Genomic DNA, 15,173 nt, shown 5'->3' with positions numbered 1-15,173 from the left:
GGGGCGGGGTTGCGCCGGTGCCGGCGCGGCAGCGCCCAGCGGCGGCAAGCCCATGCGGTCGCGCACGATCGGATCGCGATACTTCACGTCGTCGGCCACCGTCGCTTCTACGCTCGGCGCCACGTTCGAACGGGCGAGCGGCGCGGTCGTGCCCGGGCACAGGTGCCCGGTCGCTTCAACTGCACGCCGGTTCGCGTCGCTCTGGCAGAGCAGCGCGAGCGCAACGTCGGTCAGGCCCATCGCACGGAATTCACGTGCATCGAGACGCCGGACGCAGGCCTGGTCGACAAGCGTCGTGCCACCCGTCGCGCCGAACCCCGGAAACGACACGCCGACGCTCACCGACCCCATACAGGTATCGGACAGCGTGGTCGTGAGGCCCGGCGCCTGGATCGCGGGGTTGGTCTTGATCGTCTGCGTACCCGAGTAATTGACGTTTTCCGCTGACTGGGTGTTGTACGGGTTGGTGCCTGGCGCGCCGGATGACTGCAGCGACTGCGGCGTCACGTTCGTGCCGCCGCTCGTGCTGGACGGCATCGTCACGTTCACGTTCACGCTCGAATTGCCGCTGCTGCGAACCCCGCTGGAGCTGGTAGCGTTGCCGCCGCGCGAGCTCGTGGTGTTCGTGTTCATGCTCGAGCCGCCACCCTGGCTGACTGCCGTCGACGACGTCGAGGACTGTGCGCTCGACGTCGAATCGGCGGTTTGCGCTTGGGCGCCGATCGTGGTCATCGCGAACATCGCTGCGCATGCCACCTTGATCCTGTTGCTGTTCATTTCACTCTCCGGACGAGGTTTGACCTCCCACCCAGGCAACCGTACTAATTCCCCTGATTCCCTTCAGCTTTGCCTGCTTCCCCGAACTGTTTCCAGCCGTTACCCAGCTGGGACCATGAGCCGGCCGACATGCCCTGCCACTGCTGGGCGTCTGGTCCGCCGATGGCACTGCCCGAAGAAAGCGTTTGTTGTTCTGACGGTTTGGTTGTCTGGTCAGGGTTGTTTGACGTCTGCAAATTCGATTGCACGTCGTTGGCAATACGGTCAGCGCCATACGCCGTCAGAGACGCGAGCATCAGAGCGGCGGCAATCAGTTTCTGCTTCATGCCAACTCCTTACGTGACAACAATGTGGGGAAAAGAGACCAGCGTCGCTGGGAAACTGGCCCCCCCACACCTGACTAATGACTGCTTCCGGTCGCACTTGCACTGCCCTGGCTCCCGCCCGATGCGGACGGCGACCCGGCCGGACCGGTACTCCAAACGGTCGACGAGTTGTAGTGATTCGAACCCGTGATCGCGCCTGACCCACCACTGCCGGTCAGCCCAGCGGCACCCGCGTTGGCAACGCCCTGGTCGTTCGCACTCGACGCCGTGTAGTGATTGGCACCAAGGACGATCGTGGCGCTCACCCCGCCCGACAGCGCATTCGCGTTCTCGTTCGTGCTGCTGTTTCCACCGTACGAGCCTGCGGCACCGATACCGCCGCCTGCCGCGAACGCGCCTCCGTTCGTGCCCGAACCGCTGGCCGTCGAAGTCGTGTTGTGGAAGGCGGATGCCGTGCCGGCGGAACCAGCGGGTGTCACCGTACTGCCCGCGTTCGCGCCCGCCGTCGAAGTCGAATTGCTGGTATAGCTGCCGGATCCGACCAGGACCGAACCGGAAACACCCGCCGCAACGGATTGTGTCTGGTTGGTCGTGGAGGAACCCGCTGCCAATGCAGCCGACGCTAAGACGGTGAGCGCTGTCGCGAAAATGACTTTGGCTTTCATAGCAATTCCTTGCTGTGAGTAAGTTCGGCGGTGGCGGAGCCGGGTCAACCCCCATCGAGCGGAACCCGGCATCCGTACCGCCAGCCAATGACGAACGCTACGCGTCGCGGCTTAGTGGTGATACGTCCAGCCGATCGAACCGGCATTTGCACCGCTGTTGCCACCGGCTTGCGAGCCGCCGAAGCCGAAGCCACCGACGGTCGACGTTTGGGTATGGTTCGTGTACGAGATCGAACCGCTGCCCGGGCCGCCTGCAACTGCGCCGGCTGCACCGAGTGCCGAGCCGGAATCGGTTGCGGAGAAATGGCCGAAGCCAGCAACCCCTGCCATCGTTTGGCCGCCGCTCGACGAGCTGCTGCTCGACACCGTGCCGCTGCCAGCGAACGCTGCACCCGAAACCGCCAGAACTGCTGCTGCAATCAGAAGCTTCTTCATGGTCGACTCCAAAACGGCGTGGACGGAGTGAGTCAGGAAGATCGCACGCCATCAACCTTCCCGACTTGAGCAATCCTAGAAATTAAGGATCACTATCTAATTAAAAAAATCCTGATGCCTTTTCAATTCAATTTTTTGTGATTTTGGCCAGACGAAGCTTAGCTTCGCAATTTTTAGTTATCCAAACTTTTTTGGTAGGTGTTTTCTATTATTTTTATGAACATTGTCACTACACCGAAAACACCATTGCCTGATAAACCGGAACGATGCGCACACCTTTCCGGCTTGCGATATTCGACACCCCGCCGGACGGCATGTCATTAATCGACATCCCATTTCCGGAATCGAAAATTCGCGAATACATTAACCACCGCAAAATGCAGCGCCGTTGAAAATACACCCTTTATCCGGGCGACAACGGGCCTGCATTGCAGCCAGGTGGCATGTCTTCTCCCTGAGCTATCGAAGAAAGTCTTCCGGATAATCCGGCCGACGGGCGTTCGATCTAATCCGGCCGGCGCCGGCATGGGCCAGGCGCGATCGAAGCGACCCTGCACGACCGAAGACGAATCGGCATCACGCTGTCCGGCACGAACAGCCTGATCCATCCGGGTGAACTGTATGAAAGCGAGTACCGCTGTCGCCCGACTGCCGTGCGGCGCGACAACCGCGCCAGCACGCGAAGCGCGCGGCGGGCAAGAAACCGGGACAGAGCAACCCGCGAAGCTGGCACAGCGTCGCGAGCGTCACCCCGGCCTTTCCGACTACCCCATTGGTGCGTTAAGTACGCACCGATCAAGCTACTGCTTATGGTCTTCATCGCCGTTTCCCCGACTGCTTATTGACGAGTTGGCCGCCCCACCTCTTCGTTACTTCGTGTCGACCGCCCGCCGGTGCGTCCAATACCGCAAGCAGCGTGCCACGTGATATTCCACCGCATATTGCGCTCGGCAAACGGCCGCCACGACGGCACGCAGCGCCCGGAACGACATTTTTTGTTTCAGGAATGTATCGCGATAACAGTTTGACACCCTCGGCGATCGTTGAGCGCCGCGACGCAATCGCCGGATTAGACGGACGAATCCGGCCTGCAGGCACGTGCCGGACCGCCAGATGAACGAGTGTTTCAAACTTGAGAAGCGCACGGCCGCGCAAGGCAGGCGGCGCGGGCATTTCCGCCGGCAAACCGGGGATCGCAGCGTATGCGGCCCCCTCCCGCGCCATCACAAACGAGAATCGATACGCGCGACGCCGGGCGCCGGGAGCCCGACCCCGCAGCCTCCGGCGAGGCTTCGGCACGCGTTTCCTCCGACGACCCGGACGAATTTGATTCATCCGTGAAAATACCGACAGGATCACACCCCGCTCGAGCGTCGAAATGGGCCGTAATAATGAAAACTTCCGTGCCAACGTAATAATTAAAACAAATGAAAACTCGCGCCCTCCGAACAGCGCACATCATTTTTTCACTTTCATTCGCTCCGCCTTTCACGCACCGAATCGTCCGATTCGCAGTGCACGAGGGAAACGTTTTTAACTCGTTATCTGCGCATATCTCATTGATGAAACATTCACGATCAACACCTGTTTGACGAAGCCATTCCCGCAAAAGCCTGATTTATCGTGCGTTTCGTCGTATCGAATCGTATCGGCCCGGCCATTGGCCCGCGCGCTTTTCTGTCCCCACGATACATGCATGAAACAGAAGCGCACATATCGCGCGGCAATTTCGGCGCCGCGCCCGTGCGCATCGTGACGGCATCGTTCATGGCATGCCGATTGCCTGATCTCCGGCTCTCACCGAGCGGCACGCCGAGGCACAAGATCACGAACGGCGGCCTGCTCGTCAATCAGCGTATCGGGGAAAAGGCGATGAAGATCACCACCGATCGATCGACGCGTGCGTCGTTCAAGCATCAACGGGGTAGTCAGCGAAACCGGAGCGCCTGTCGCGGCGCTTCGTCGACATCAGCACGAGCGAACCGGCGCTTGCCGAAACGCTACCCGTGCAGCGGGATGGAACGCGTGCGCGCCGCCGTCGAACTGATCGACGTGTGGTTCCCCGAGCTGAACGACGAAGGAGAAAGCCATGAATGACAGGGTCGCGCTCGAGACGCGCGCCGGTCAGCGCGTCCTGGTGACGGGCGGCGCCGGCTTTCTCGGCAGTTACGTGTGCGAACGCCTGGTCATGGAAGGCGCGTCCGTCACGTGCATCGACAGCCTGCTGACGGGGCGCAAGCTCAACGTCGCCGACCTGAAAGCGTCCGGCCGCTTCGAGTTCGTGAAGGGCGACGTATCGCTCGGCCTGCCGCAACTGCAGGTGGACGAGATCTGGAATCTCGCGTGCGCGGCATCGCCGCCCACCTACCAGATCGATCCCGTCCATACGATGATGACCAACGTGCTCGGCATGAACCATTGCCTCGCACTCGCGCGCAAGACGGGCGCACGCGTGTTCCAGGCGTCGACCAGCGAGATCTACGGCGACCCGGACGTGCATCCGCAGACGGAAACCTATCGCGGCAACGTGAACACGATCGGCCCGCGCGCGTGCTACGACGAAGGCAAGCGCGCGGCCGAGGCGCTGTGCTACGACTACTACCGCACGCACGGCATCGACGTGCGTGTCGCGCGCATTTTCAACACCTACGGCCCGCGGATGTCGCCGCGCGACGGCCGCGTCGTGTCGAACTTCATCGTCGGCGCACTCAACGGCGCGCCGCTCGAGATCTACGGCGACGGCAAGCAGACGCGCTCGTTCTGCTTCGCCAGCGACCTGATCGACGGCTTCTTCTGCCTGATGAGCGCCGAGCGCAACGTCGGCACCCCGGTCAACATCGGCAACCCCGGCGAATTCACGATGATCGAGCTCGCGGAGAAAGTGCTCGCGATGACGGGCTCGAAATCGGAGATCGTGTTCCGGCCGCTGCCGATCGACGATCCGCACCAGCGCAAGCCCGACATCTCGGTCGCGTCGACCGAGTTCGGTTGGCGGCCGGGCATCGATCTCGACGAAGGCCTGCGCCGGACCGTCGACTATTTCAGCCGTGAACTGTGGCTCGAGCCGGTGCTGCGCCTGACCGGGGCCACGGCATGAAAGTGCTCGTGACAGGCGGAGCAGGCTATATCGGCAGCCATACCTGCAAGGCGCTCGCGGCAGCGGGACACGAACCGGTCGCCTACGACAATCTGTCGACCGGCCATCGCGATGCGGTGCGATGGGGACCGCTCGTCACCGCCGACATTCTCGACCGCGACGCACTGTCGAAGGCGTTCGCCGCGCACCGGCCCGACGTCGTGATCCATTTCGCGGCGCTCGCGTACGTCGGCGATTCGGTGCTCGCGCCCGACCGCTACTACACGGTCAACGTCACGGGCACCTGCATGCTGCTGAGCGCGATGCACGCGGCGGACGTCGGCCGGATCGTGATGTCGTCGTCGTGCGCGACGTACGGCATTCCGGACGGGCTGCCGATCTCGGAGCGCACGCTGCAGCGGCCGATCAATCCGTACGGCTTCACGAAGTACGCGATGGAACGGATGGCGGCCGATTTCGAGCGCGCATACGGATTGAAGTGGGTCGCGCTGCGCTACTTCAACGCGGCCGGTGCGGACCCTGACGGCGAGATCGGCGAATGCCACGAACCGGAAACGCACGCGCTGCCGCTCGCGATTCGCGCGGCACTCGGCACCGGCCATGCGTTCCAGGTGATGGGGGCCGACTACCCGACGCCCGACGGCTCGGCGATTCGCGATTACGTGCATGTCAGCGACCTCGCCGACGCGCACCTGAAAGCGACCGCCTATCTGTGCGGCGGCGGCCACAGCGTCGCACTGAATCTCGGCACCGGCAAAGGAACGTCGGTACTCGACGCACTGCGCGCCGTCGAAGCCGTGACGGGCCGCCGCGTGCCGACGGTGACGGCCGCGCGCCGCCCGGGCGACCCGCCCGAGCTGTACGCCGACGCCACGAAAGCCGCGCTCGTGCTCGGCTGGCGGCCGCGTTTCACCGCGATCGAACCGATGGTCGAACACGCCGCGGCGTGGTTTCAGAAAGCACTGCAATTCGAAGCCGGCAAGTAAGCAAGTTTCCTTGAACGCCACGCAGGGGAATCACCATGAAGGTACGGATCGCCATCGTCGGCACGGGCTACGTCGGGCTGGTCAGCGGCGCGTGCTTTGCGGATCTCGGGCATGACGTCGTCTGCATCGACAACAATCGCGGCAAGATCGACGCGCTGAACGACGGCCGCATGCCGATCTACGAACCGGGCCTCGACGCCGTCGTCGCACGCAACGTCGAACGCGGCACGCTGCGCTTCAGCAGCGACCTCGCGGCGAGCGTGTGCGATCGGGACGCGGTATTCATCGCGGTCGGCACGCCGACGCTGCCGGGCACCGACCAGGCAGACCTGCAGTACGTCGAGGCGGCCGCGCGGGAGATCGCGTCGAACCTGACCGGTTTCGCGGTCGTCATCACGAAGTCGACCGTGCCGGTCGGCACCAACCGGATCGTCAAGCAGATCGTCGAACGCTGCGCGCCGGACGGCATCGACGCGGCGATCGCATCGAATCCGGAGTTCCTGCGCGAAGGGTCGGCGATCGACGATTTCATGCACCCGGACCGCGTCGTGTTCGGCGCCGAGCATCCTCGTGCGATCGAGATCATGAAGGCCATCTATGCGCCGCTGGAAGCGATGGGCCATCTCGTGCTTGCAACCGAGATCGAAACGGCCGAACTCGTGAAATACGCGGCGAATGCATTCCTCGCGGTGAAGATCAGCTACATCAACGAGATCTCGGACCTGTGCGAAGCCGTCGGCGCCGATGTCGAACTGGTCGCGAACGGCATGGGCCTCGACCGCCGCATCGGCGCATCGTTCCTGAAGGCCGGCCCCGGCTGGGGCGGCTCGTGCTTTCCGAAGGACACGCGCGCACTGAAGGCGACGGCTTCCGAACATGCGGTGCCGCTGCGCATCGTCAGCGCGGCGATCGAATCGAATGCGCTGCGCAAGGAGCAGATCCTGCGCCGCATCGAGAAGGCCTGCGGCGGCTCGATCAAGGACAAGCGCATCGCGGTGCTCGGCCTCACGTTCAAAGGCCAGACCGACGACGTGCGCGAAAGCCCGAGCATCGACGTGATCCAGCTGCTCGTCGGCGCGGGCGCGCATATCCGCGCATACGACCCGGCGCGTCCGCACGAAGCGACGCGGCTGCTGCCGCAGGTGTTCATGGAGGGCTCCGCGATCGATGCGGTGCGCAGCGCGGACGCCGTCGTCGTGATGACCGAATGGAAGGCGTTCGAGGCACTCGATCTCGCCGACCTCGCGGATCACATGGCCGATCCCGTGATGCTCGACATGCGCAACCTGTTCAGCGAACGGCTCGCTGTCGACAGCGGCTTTCGCCGCTACGAACGCGTGGGCCGCTCATGCGGCGAACGCACGCCGGCCGACCCGGCACCGGAACAACAGCACGCGAACAAGGACACCCGGCCGCAGCGCGGCCTGCTTCAAGACTGATGATCTGACCTTGACGGGAGAACACCATGAAGAAGCTGGTTGCGTCGCTTGCCGGCGGCCCTGCGCCGGATACCGCCGACACCACCGAGACCACCGACGCCGAAGCGGATCGCACCGCCCCGATGAACGCGGACGTCCCGCTCCTCGTCCCGTTGATGGACAGCGGGAGCAAGATCGTCTTCCACATCCTCGCGCTGTGCTGGTTCGTCGCGCTGGGCATCTTCTGGCGCTGGTGGTTGCGCGACGAGCACTACGTCGACGCGTTCCGCTTCGGCGTCAACTGCTTCGTGCTGTTCTGGACCACCTTCATTCCCGGCTACTTCATCTTCATCATCCGCTCGGCGGTCGTGCCGAATCCCGCGCTGCCGGTACCGCGCGACTGGCGCGTCGCGATGGTCGTCACCAAGGCGCCGTCCGAGCCGTTCGACATCGTCCGCACGACGCTGCTCGCGATGCTCGACCAGACCTACCCGCACGATACGTGGCTCGCCGATGAAGACCCGTCGCCGGAGACGCTCGACTGGTGCCGCGAGCACGGCGTGTTCGTGTCGACGCGGCGCGGCGTTGCCGCGTACCACCGGACGAGCTGGCCGCGCCGCACCAAGTGCAAGGAAGGCAATCTCGCGTACTTCTACGACATGTACGGGTACGACAACTACGATTTCGTGTCGCAGCTCGATGCCGACCACGTGCCGACCCGCACCTATCTCGAGGAGATGCTGCGGCCGTTCGTCGATCCGGAAGTCGGCTACGTGTCGGCGCCGAGCATCTGCGACAGCAACGCGGCCGGGAGCTGGAGCGCACGCGGGCGCGTGAACGTCGAGGGGCCGCTGCACGGCACGATGCAGGCCGGCTACGCGAGCGGCCTCGCGCCGCTGTGCATCGGCTCGCACTATGCGGTGCGCTGCCGCGCGCTGCGCGAGATCGGCGGGCTCGGGCCCGAGCTCGCCGAGGATCACTCGACCACGATGATCTTCAATTCGAAGGGCTGGCGCGGCATGCATGCGCTGAACGCGATCGCGAACGGCGAAGGGCCGCGCACGTTCGGCGACCTGGCCACGCAGGAATTCCAGTGGTCAAAGAGCGTGATGATCATCATGCTGCGGTACACGCGCCACTATTTCATGGGGCTGCCGCTGAAGCTGAAGGCGCAGTTCCTGTTCTGCCAGCTGTGGTACCCGCTATGCGCGCTCGCGATGGCCGGCAGCGTCGTGATTCCAGTCGTCGCGCTGCTTACCGGCCGCGTGTGGGCACACGTCGATTACCTCACGTACCTCACCTACGCGCTGCCGCTGACCGTGCTGATCCTGTGCGTCGTGACCTGGGCCACGCATTCGACCCAGTCGTGCCGGCCGCTGAATACGAAGCTGCTGTCGTGGGAAGGGCTGTCGTTCGTGTTCGCGCGCTGGCCGTGGGTCGTGCTCGGCTGCGCGTCGGCGGTGTTCGACTGCGTGCGCGGCAAGGAATTTCCGTTCAAGGTCACGCCGAAAGGCGGCACGATCGAGCAGGACGCGCCGCTGCGCGTGGTTGCCCCGTACCTGCTGATCTCGCTGTTCTGCAGCCTGCCCGTCGTCACGGTCGAGAATCCGCGCAACGCGGCCGGCTTCTACCTGTTCTCGACGCTGACGAGCATCCTGTATCTCGTGATCGCGGCAGTCATCACCGTGAATCACGGCAGGGAGCAAGGGCTCGAGTGGTCGGCATTCAGGCAGATGTTCTTCAGCCGCCTGCCCGTGCGCAACGCGCTGTTCGTGTTCGCGCTCGCGATACTGTTGTCGGGTATCGGGCTGCGCGCGCCGAAAGGCTGGCAGGCGATGATGTGGCGCTCGGGTCTGCCGGCCGTGGTCGCGCCCGTGCCGGGCGAACCGGTGAAGCAGCCCGAACTCGGCGCCTACGATCCCGAGCAGACGCTCGCGGCCGATCGGGATCTCGCGTTCGACCATGTGTTCGTGTCGTGGAACGCGCCCGACGTCCGCGCGGAAATCGACGATGCATACCGGAGCGCGCAGGCGCGCAACCGCTCGCTGATCCTGACCATCGAGCCCTGGGCGGCCGGCGACACGCGGCAAGGCGCACTGCTCGAGGATATCGCGCACGGGCGCTACGACGCGCGGATCGCGGCCGCCTGCTCGGCGCTCGCCGCGTTGAAGGGCCCCGTGTTCGTGCGCTGGGGCCACGAGATGGAGGCCGACACCGGACGCTACCCGTGGGCCATCGGCGATGCGTCGGCCTACGTGGATGCGTACCGGCGGGTCGTCACCACCTGCCGCACGATGACCGACCAGCTCCGCTTCGTGTGGTCGCCGGCCGGCAACCGGAACCTCGACGACTATTTCCCGGGCCGCCGCTATGTGGACGACATCGGCCTGTCCGTGTTCGACTGCCCGCGCTGCGCGATCTGGCCGGCCGGCGGCCACGCGTCCGCCGCGAGCATCCTGCGGACCAAGTACGAGCGGGTGACCGACTACGGGCTGCCGGTGATGGTCACCGAATTGGGCATCGACGGATCGAATTCGCGCAAGCGCGAGGAACTCGACGAATTCCAGCGCTCGCTGTGGCGCTATCCGCTGCTGAAGGCCGTCGTGTATTTCAACGCGGTCGATACGCCCGGCGCGTGGCCGGCGCATTACGTGCCGGACTGGCGGATCGCGCCGGCGTTCCTGCAGACGACGGTGGTCGCCAGGTGAAATGCGCGGTGAACGACGGCGCGTCAGCGGTGCGCCGTCAGCCGAGCAGTTCCTTCTTCCGCAACTGCACGACGTCGCGCATCGGCGGCGCGCCGAACAGCCGGCTGTATTCGCGGCTGAACTGCGACGCGCTTTCATAGCCGACGACGGCGGCCACCGACCCGACATCGCCGCCCTGCCGCAGCAGCAGCCGTCGCGCCTCGTGCAGCCGCAGCTGCTTCTGGTACTGCAGCGGGCTCAGCGTCGTCACGTGCTTGAAATGATGGTGCAGCGACGACACGCTCATGTTGACCGCCTGCGCGAGCGACTCGACGCGCATCGGCTCCGCGAAGTGGTCGCGGATCCATTCGATCGCGCGCGCGATCCGGTGCGTCTGGCTGCCCGCGATCGCCATGTGCCGCAGCCGCGTGCCCTGCCCGCTCGTCATCAGCCGGTACAGCAGTTCCTTTTCGATCAGCGGCGCGACGACCGCAATGTCGGCTGGCGTATCGAGCAGCCGCATCAGCCGCAGCGCGGCATCGAGCAGCGGCGGCGTCAGTTCGGCGAGCGCGATCCCCTCGCCTTCGGGGCCCGCATCGGGTTCGGGCAACCGCATCTCGGCCGCGAGCTCGACGATGCGCTGCGGATCAAGCGTCAGCGACAGGCACAGGTACGGCGCGTCCGGCGACGCGCGGGTCACGCGCGACAGGATTGGTAAATCGATCGATGTAATCAGGCAATTCTGCGTGTCGTATTCGTAAGCCTGTCCGGCCACGATCACGCGCTTCGCGCCCTGTGCGGCAATCACGAGTGCGGCCCGCGACACGCCGCAGCCCATATCGACCGGGCGCGTGTGCCGGTGCAGCATCAAACCCGGCACGGCCGTCGAATGCGAGCCGTCCGCCGGTGCGAAGCGGCTGATCAGCATCGCCAGCTCGCGCCGCCCGGATTCGCGCGACGTCACGATATCGGTCATGTCCATGACGCGTCCTCGATAGATTTCCTCATGTCGCGGGAGCATAGCGAAACCACCCGCGACCTGCCGGGGATTTGCAGGATTGTTCAATAAATTTGCAGGATTGGGTAGACGCAAAAATCGGCTGCTCGCGCACACTGCCCGCTAACCGGGCGCATGCCGGGTTTTCCCCACGGAGACAATCAAAATGCCTACCTCGTTTGTCCTGAACGGCAAGAACGTCACGCTCGACGCCGATCCGTCGATGCCCGTCCTCTGGGCGATTCGCGAACACGCGGGACTGACCGGCACGAAGTTCGGCTGCGGCATGGCGCAGTGCGGCGCGTGCACCGTGCATCTCGAAGGCCAGGCCGTCCGCTCGTGCGTGCTGCCGCTTGCCGGCATCGCGGGCAAGCACATCACGACGATCGAAGGCCTGCAGAGCAAGCCCGCGCACGCCGTGCAGGCCGCCTGGGTCAAGCTGCAGGTGCCGCAGTGCGGCTACTGCCAGTCCGGCCAGATCATGTCGGCCACCGCGCTGCTCGAACAGAACCCGAAGCCGACCGACGCGGACATCGACGCCGCGATGAACGGCAACCTGTGCCGCTGTGCGACCTACGCCCGCATCCGGGCGGCGATCCACGACGCGGCCGCGACGCTGGGAGCCTGACCATGACGATCGAACTCGACAACACCGGTTCGGTGCGTCCGTCGCGCCGCACGTTCCTGAAAGCCGCCGGCGCCGCGGCCGCCGTCAGCCTGACCATCGGCTTCGAATGGGCCGGCCTCGGCCGTCGCGCGCTTGCGGCGACCGCGCCCGCCGCCGACTTCGCGCCGAACGCATTCCTGCGCATCACGCCCGACGGCGCCGTCACGGTCATCGCGAAGCACGTCGAACTGGGCCAGGGCGCATATACAGGCATCGCGACGATCGTCGCCGAGGAGCTCGACGCCGACTGGTCGCACGTGCGCGTCGAGAGCGCGCCCGCCGATGCGAAACGCTACGCGAACCTCGCGTTCGGCACGATGCAGGGTACGGGCGGCAGCTCGGCCATGTCGAACTCGTGGCAGCAACTGCGCGAAGCGGGCGGCAAGGCTCGCGCGATGCTGGTCTCGGCCGCGGCGGCCCGCTGGAAAGTGCCGGCGAGCGAGCTGACGACGGCCAATGGCGTCGTCACGCATGCGAAGAGCGGCAAGACGGCCGCGTACGGCACACTCGTCGCCGATGCGTCGAAGCTGCCGGTGCCCGACAAGGTCACGCTGAAACAGCCGGCCGATTTCAAGCTGATCGGGCACCGGATTCCGCGTGTCGACGCGTCGGCCAAATCGAACGGGACCGCGCATTTCACGCTCGACACGACCTTCCCCGGCATGCGCGTCGCGCTGCTGCAGCGCCCGCCGCGCTTCGGCGCGAAGGTGAAGTCGTTCGACGCGACGGCGGCCAAGGCCGTGTCGGGCGTCGTGTCGGTCGTGCAGGTGCCCGGTGGCGTCGCGGTCGTCGGGACCGGCTTCTGGGCCGCGAAACAGGGCCGCGACGCGCTGAAGGTCGAATGGGACGAAACGAACGCCGAAAAGCGCGGCTCCGACGAGATCATGCGCGAATACCGGCAGCTCGCCGACAAGCCGGGCACGTCGGCACGCAAGGATGGCGATGCCGATGCGGCGATCACGGGCGCGGCGCGCAAGATCAGCGCAACGTACGAATTCCCGTATCTCGCGCACGCGCCGATGGAACCGCTCGACGCGGTCGTCAAGCTGACGGCGAACAGCTGCGAGATCTGGGCCGGCGACCAGTTCCAGACGGTCGACCAGGCCAACGCGGCCAGGACGGCCGGCCTGACGCCCGAGCAGGTGCAGATCCACACGCTGTACGCAGGCGGCAGCTTCGGCCGGCGCGCGAACGCGTGGTCGGACTACGTGGTCGAGGCCGTGTCGATCGCGAAGGCGCTCGGCGCGGACGGCAAGCCCGTCAAGCTGCAGTGGACGCGCGAGGACGACATCCAGGGCGGCTTCTACCGGCCGATGTACTTCCACAAGCTCGACGCGGGGCTGACGGCGGACGGCAAGCTGGTCGGCTGGCGCCACCGGATCGTCGGCCAGTCGATCCTCGCCGGCACACCGTTCGAGGCGTTCATGGTGAAGAACGGCGTGGACGCCACCTCGGTCGAGGGCGCGGCGAACCTGCCGTACGCGGTGCCGAACGTGTCGGTCGAGCTCACCACCACCAAGGTCGGCCTGCCCGTGCTGTGGTGGCGCGTGGTCGGCAGCTCGCACACGGCGTACGCGGTCGAGGCGTTCATCGACGAAGCCGCGCACACCGCCGGCAAGGATCCGTACGCGTTCCGCCGCGACCTGCTCGAGAAGGAACCGCGCATGCGCGCGGTGCTGGACCTGGCCGCGCAGAAGGCCGGCTGGGATCCGGCCAAACCGCTGCCGAAAGGCCGCGGGCGCGGGATCGCGGTCGCCGAGGCGTTCAAGAGCTATGTCGCGCAAGTGGCCGAGGTGTCGGTCGACGCGGACGGCAAGGTGAAGGTCGAGCGCGTGGTGTGCGCGGTCGATTGCGGGATCGCGATCAATCCCGACATCGTCGCCGCGCAGATGGAGGGCGGCATCGGCTTCGGGCTCGGCGCGGTGATGCACAGCGCGATCACGCTGAAGGACGGCCAGGTCGAGCAGCGCAACTTCGACGGCTACCACGTGCTGCGGATGGCCGAAATGCCGAAGGTCGAGGTGCACATCGTGCCGTCGGCCGAAGCGCCGACCGGGGTCGGCGAGCCGGGCGTCGCGCCGGTCGGGCCGGCTGTCGCGAACGCGATCTTCGCGGCGACGGGCAAGCGGCATTACGTGCTGCCGTTCGATTCGGCGGATAGCGCGAAGGCTTGACGATGAACCGGAACGCCGGCCGCGGGGCGGAGACGTCTTGCGGCCGGCGTTTTTTTGCCTGGCGCGATCGATGCAGGGTTCGATGTCGGCAAAAATCGCTCGTAATTCATTGATTTATATAGAGAATTCATCACCCCTTGCAGGGTTCGATGCAGGGTTCGCCATCCGGCCGCAGCGACGTTCCGCCGACCCCGTTCCCCGCCCGGCCCCACACGTTACGTCGGACGTAACGCCCGTAACGTCGCCCGCCGATGCTACGTAACAATCCTTCACCGTTGCCCCGGCCCCTTTTTTGTCCGCCGCGCGCCTCCCGTTAAAAATTCTTTTAAATTCAAGGCTGCCGCGCCGCCTGCGGCGGTGCCGTCGGCTTTCGATTACTGACGATCTTCTCCCTGGCCCGGAAGTTGCAGCATAGGTCCCGCAAACACTCCTTTATGGACATGCGAGGGCCACCATGGATTGCAAATACCTGTACATCGACAACATAAAAATCAACTTCGTGCGCCGCACGATCGAAATCGACAACAAGATCATTGATGTCACGCCGCGTGAATTCGACGTCGTCGAATTCCTGCTCGACAACATGAACAAGATCGTGCCGCGGCAGGCAATCCAGGAAGCCGTGTGGGGCCGTGAACTCGGCGTGTCGTCGCGCACGCTCGACACCCATATCTCGCGTATCCGTTCGAAGCTGCAGCTCGATCACGACAAGAACCTGCGCATCATCCCGATCTACGCGGTCGGCTATCGCCTGGTGCTGTTCGGTGCGGCGATGACGCACGTCGAGCGCCACGACGCGGCGCCGATCCTGCGCGTGGCACCGCAGGCGGTGATGGCCGCCGACTACGCCTGACGATTCGCCCGCGCCGCTCGCTCGCGGCGCACCGGCTACGCTCCCCCCACCGCGCTGCGCCGATCCGCAGCGCCTCGCGGCCCGCCCGTCG

12 protein-coding genes and 1 pseudogene are annotated in these 15,173 nt (G+C 65.3%); 8 read left to right on the top strand and 5 right to left on the bottom strand.

Annotated elements, in window-relative coordinates:
* From G3O00_RS30725 to G3O00_RS30710, 4 genes and pseudogenes are all read right to left on the bottom strand, one after another.
* Nucleotides 1-777 (bottom strand): annotated as a pseudogene (locus G3O00_RS30725) (chemotaxis protein CheA); the annotation flags it as partial.
* A 44-nt stretch (nt 778-821) separates the two neighbouring features.
* A complete protein-coding gene (locus G3O00_RS30720; protein ID WP_011354481.1) occupies nt 822-1,103 on the bottom strand; it encodes a hypothetical protein in 282 nt (93 codons plus the stop codon).
* Between the two features lie 74 nt (nt 1,104-1,177).
* Nucleotides 1,178-1,768: a hypothetical protein gene (locus G3O00_RS30715; RefSeq protein ID WP_081436660.1), complete on the bottom strand. Its 591-nt coding sequence runs from the start codon at nt 1,766-1,768 to the stop codon at nt 1,178-1,180.
* 111 nt (nt 1,769-1,879) lie between these two features.
* Nucleotides 1,880-2,203: a hypothetical protein gene (locus G3O00_RS30710; RefSeq protein ID WP_041493221.1), complete on the bottom strand. Its 324-nt coding sequence runs from the start codon at nt 2,201-2,203 to the stop codon at nt 1,880-1,882.
* Nucleotides 2,204-3,826: 1,623 nt separating this feature from the next.
* Between G3O00_RS30710 and G3O00_RS30705 the strand changes: the two genes are divergently transcribed.
* From G3O00_RS30705 to G3O00_RS30685, 5 genes are read left to right on the top strand one after another with little or no spacing between them, the layout of a single operon-like run.
* On the top strand, nt 3,827-4,300 hold the full coding sequence (locus G3O00_RS30705; protein WP_254602399.1) for a hypothetical protein: 474 nt from the start codon (nt 3,827-3,829) through the stop codon (nt 4,298-4,300).
* A complete protein-coding gene (locus G3O00_RS30700; RefSeq protein ID WP_206145262.1) occupies nt 4,293-5,300 on the top strand; it encodes a UDP-glucuronic acid decarboxylase family protein in 1,008 nt (335 codons plus the stop codon). Before G3O00_RS30705 ends, G3O00_RS30700 begins: the two co-directional genes overlap by 8 nt.
* Nucleotides 5,297-6,286: a UDP-glucose 4-epimerase GalE gene (gene galE / locus G3O00_RS30695; protein WP_206145261.1), complete on the top strand. Its 990-nt coding sequence runs from the start codon at nt 5,297-5,299 to the stop codon at nt 6,284-6,286. Before G3O00_RS30700 ends, galE begins: the two co-directional genes overlap by 4 nt.
* 35 nt (nt 6,287-6,321) lie before the next feature.
* Nucleotides 6,322-7,725: a UDP-glucose/GDP-mannose dehydrogenase family protein gene (locus tag G3O00_RS30690; protein WP_206145260.1), complete on the top strand. Its 1,404-nt coding sequence runs from the start codon at nt 6,322-6,324 to the stop codon at nt 7,723-7,725.
* Between the two features lie 26 nt (nt 7,726-7,751).
* Complete coding sequence (locus G3O00_RS30685) at nt 7,752-10,412, top strand: glycosyltransferase family 2 protein (RefSeq protein WP_206145259.1); 2,661 nt, start codon at nt 7,752-7,754, stop codon at nt 10,410-10,412.
* Nucleotides 10,413-10,449: 37 nt separating this feature from the next.
* On the opposite strand, the gene G3O00_RS30680 is transcribed toward G3O00_RS30685, so the two are convergent.
* Nucleotides 10,450-11,373, bottom strand: a complete 924-nt coding sequence (locus tag G3O00_RS30680; protein ID WP_174932785.1) for an AraC family transcriptional regulator — start codon at nt 11,371-11,373, stop codon at nt 10,450-10,452.
* Between the two features lie 181 nt (nt 11,374-11,554).
* On the opposite strand from G3O00_RS30680, the gene G3O00_RS30675 reads away from it, so the two are divergent.
* From G3O00_RS30675 to G3O00_RS30665, 3 genes are all read left to right on the top strand, one after another.
* The gene (locus G3O00_RS30675; RefSeq protein WP_011354470.1) at nt 11,555-12,016 is read left to right on the top strand and encodes a (2Fe-2S)-binding protein; all 462 of its coding nucleotides are present in this window, start codon (nt 11,555-11,557) and stop codon (nt 12,014-12,016) included.
* A 2-nt stretch (nt 12,017-12,018) separates the two neighbouring features.
* A complete protein-coding gene (locus G3O00_RS30670; RefSeq protein ID WP_206145258.1) occupies nt 12,019-14,229 on the top strand; it encodes a xanthine dehydrogenase family protein molybdopterin-binding subunit in 2,211 nt (736 codons plus the stop codon).
* A 454-nt stretch (nt 14,230-14,683) separates the two neighbouring features.
* On the top strand, nt 14,684-15,082 hold the full coding sequence (locus G3O00_RS30665) for a winged helix-turn-helix domain-containing protein (protein ID WP_011354467.1): 399 nt from the start codon (nt 14,684-14,686) through the stop codon (nt 15,080-15,082).
* Nucleotides 15,083-15,173: the final 91 nt, after the last annotated feature.

Source organism: Burkholderia sp. Ac-20384, from assembly GCF_017104605.1.
Taxonomy (GTDB): domain Bacteria; phylum Pseudomonadota; class Gammaproteobacteria; order Burkholderiales; family Burkholderiaceae; genus Burkholderia; species Burkholderia lata.
Note: the sequence above shows the minus strand (reverse complement) of the source record. Positions and strands in the feature narration are given on the sequence as shown.

What these genes read in the sequence shown, in the direction of transcription:
- G3O00_RS30720 (WP_011354481.1), bottom strand. Translation starts at nt 1,103, where the DNA reads ATGAAGCAGAAACTGATTGCCGCCGCTCTGATGCTCGCGTCTCTGACG.
- G3O00_RS30715 (WP_081436660.1), bottom strand. Translation starts at nt 1,768, where the DNA reads ATGAAAGCCAAAGTCATTTTCGCGACAGCGCTCACCGTCTTAGCGTCG.
- G3O00_RS30710 (WP_041493221.1), bottom strand. Translation starts at nt 2,203, where the DNA reads ATGAAGAAGCTTCTGATTGCAGCAGCAGTTCTGGCGGTTTCGGGTGCA.
- G3O00_RS30700 (WP_206145262.1), top strand. Translation starts at nt 4,293, where the DNA reads ATGAATGACAGGGTCGCGCTCGAGACGCGCGCCGGTCAGCGCGTCCTG.
- galE (WP_206145261.1), top strand. Translation starts at nt 5,297, where the DNA reads ATGAAAGTGCTCGTGACAGGCGGAGCAGGCTATATCGGCAGCCATACC.
- G3O00_RS30690 (WP_206145260.1), top strand. Translation starts at nt 6,322, where the DNA reads ATGAAGGTACGGATCGCCATCGTCGGCACGGGCTACGTCGGGCTGGTC.
- G3O00_RS30685 (WP_206145259.1), top strand. Translation starts at nt 7,752, where the DNA reads ATGAAGAAGCTGGTTGCGTCGCTTGCCGGCGGCCCTGCGCCGGATACC.
- G3O00_RS30680 (WP_174932785.1), bottom strand. Translation starts at nt 11,373, where the DNA reads ATGGACATGACCGATATCGTGACGTCGCGCGAATCCGGGCGGCGCGAG.
- G3O00_RS30675 (WP_011354470.1), top strand. Translation starts at nt 11,555, where the DNA reads ATGCCTACCTCGTTTGTCCTGAACGGCAAGAACGTCACGCTCGACGCC.
- G3O00_RS30670 (WP_206145258.1), top strand. Translation starts at nt 12,019, where the DNA reads ATGACGATCGAACTCGACAACACCGGTTCGGTGCGTCCGTCGCGCCGC.
- G3O00_RS30665 (WP_011354467.1), top strand. Translation starts at nt 14,684, where the DNA reads ATGGATTGCAAATACCTGTACATCGACAACATAAAAATCAACTTCGTG.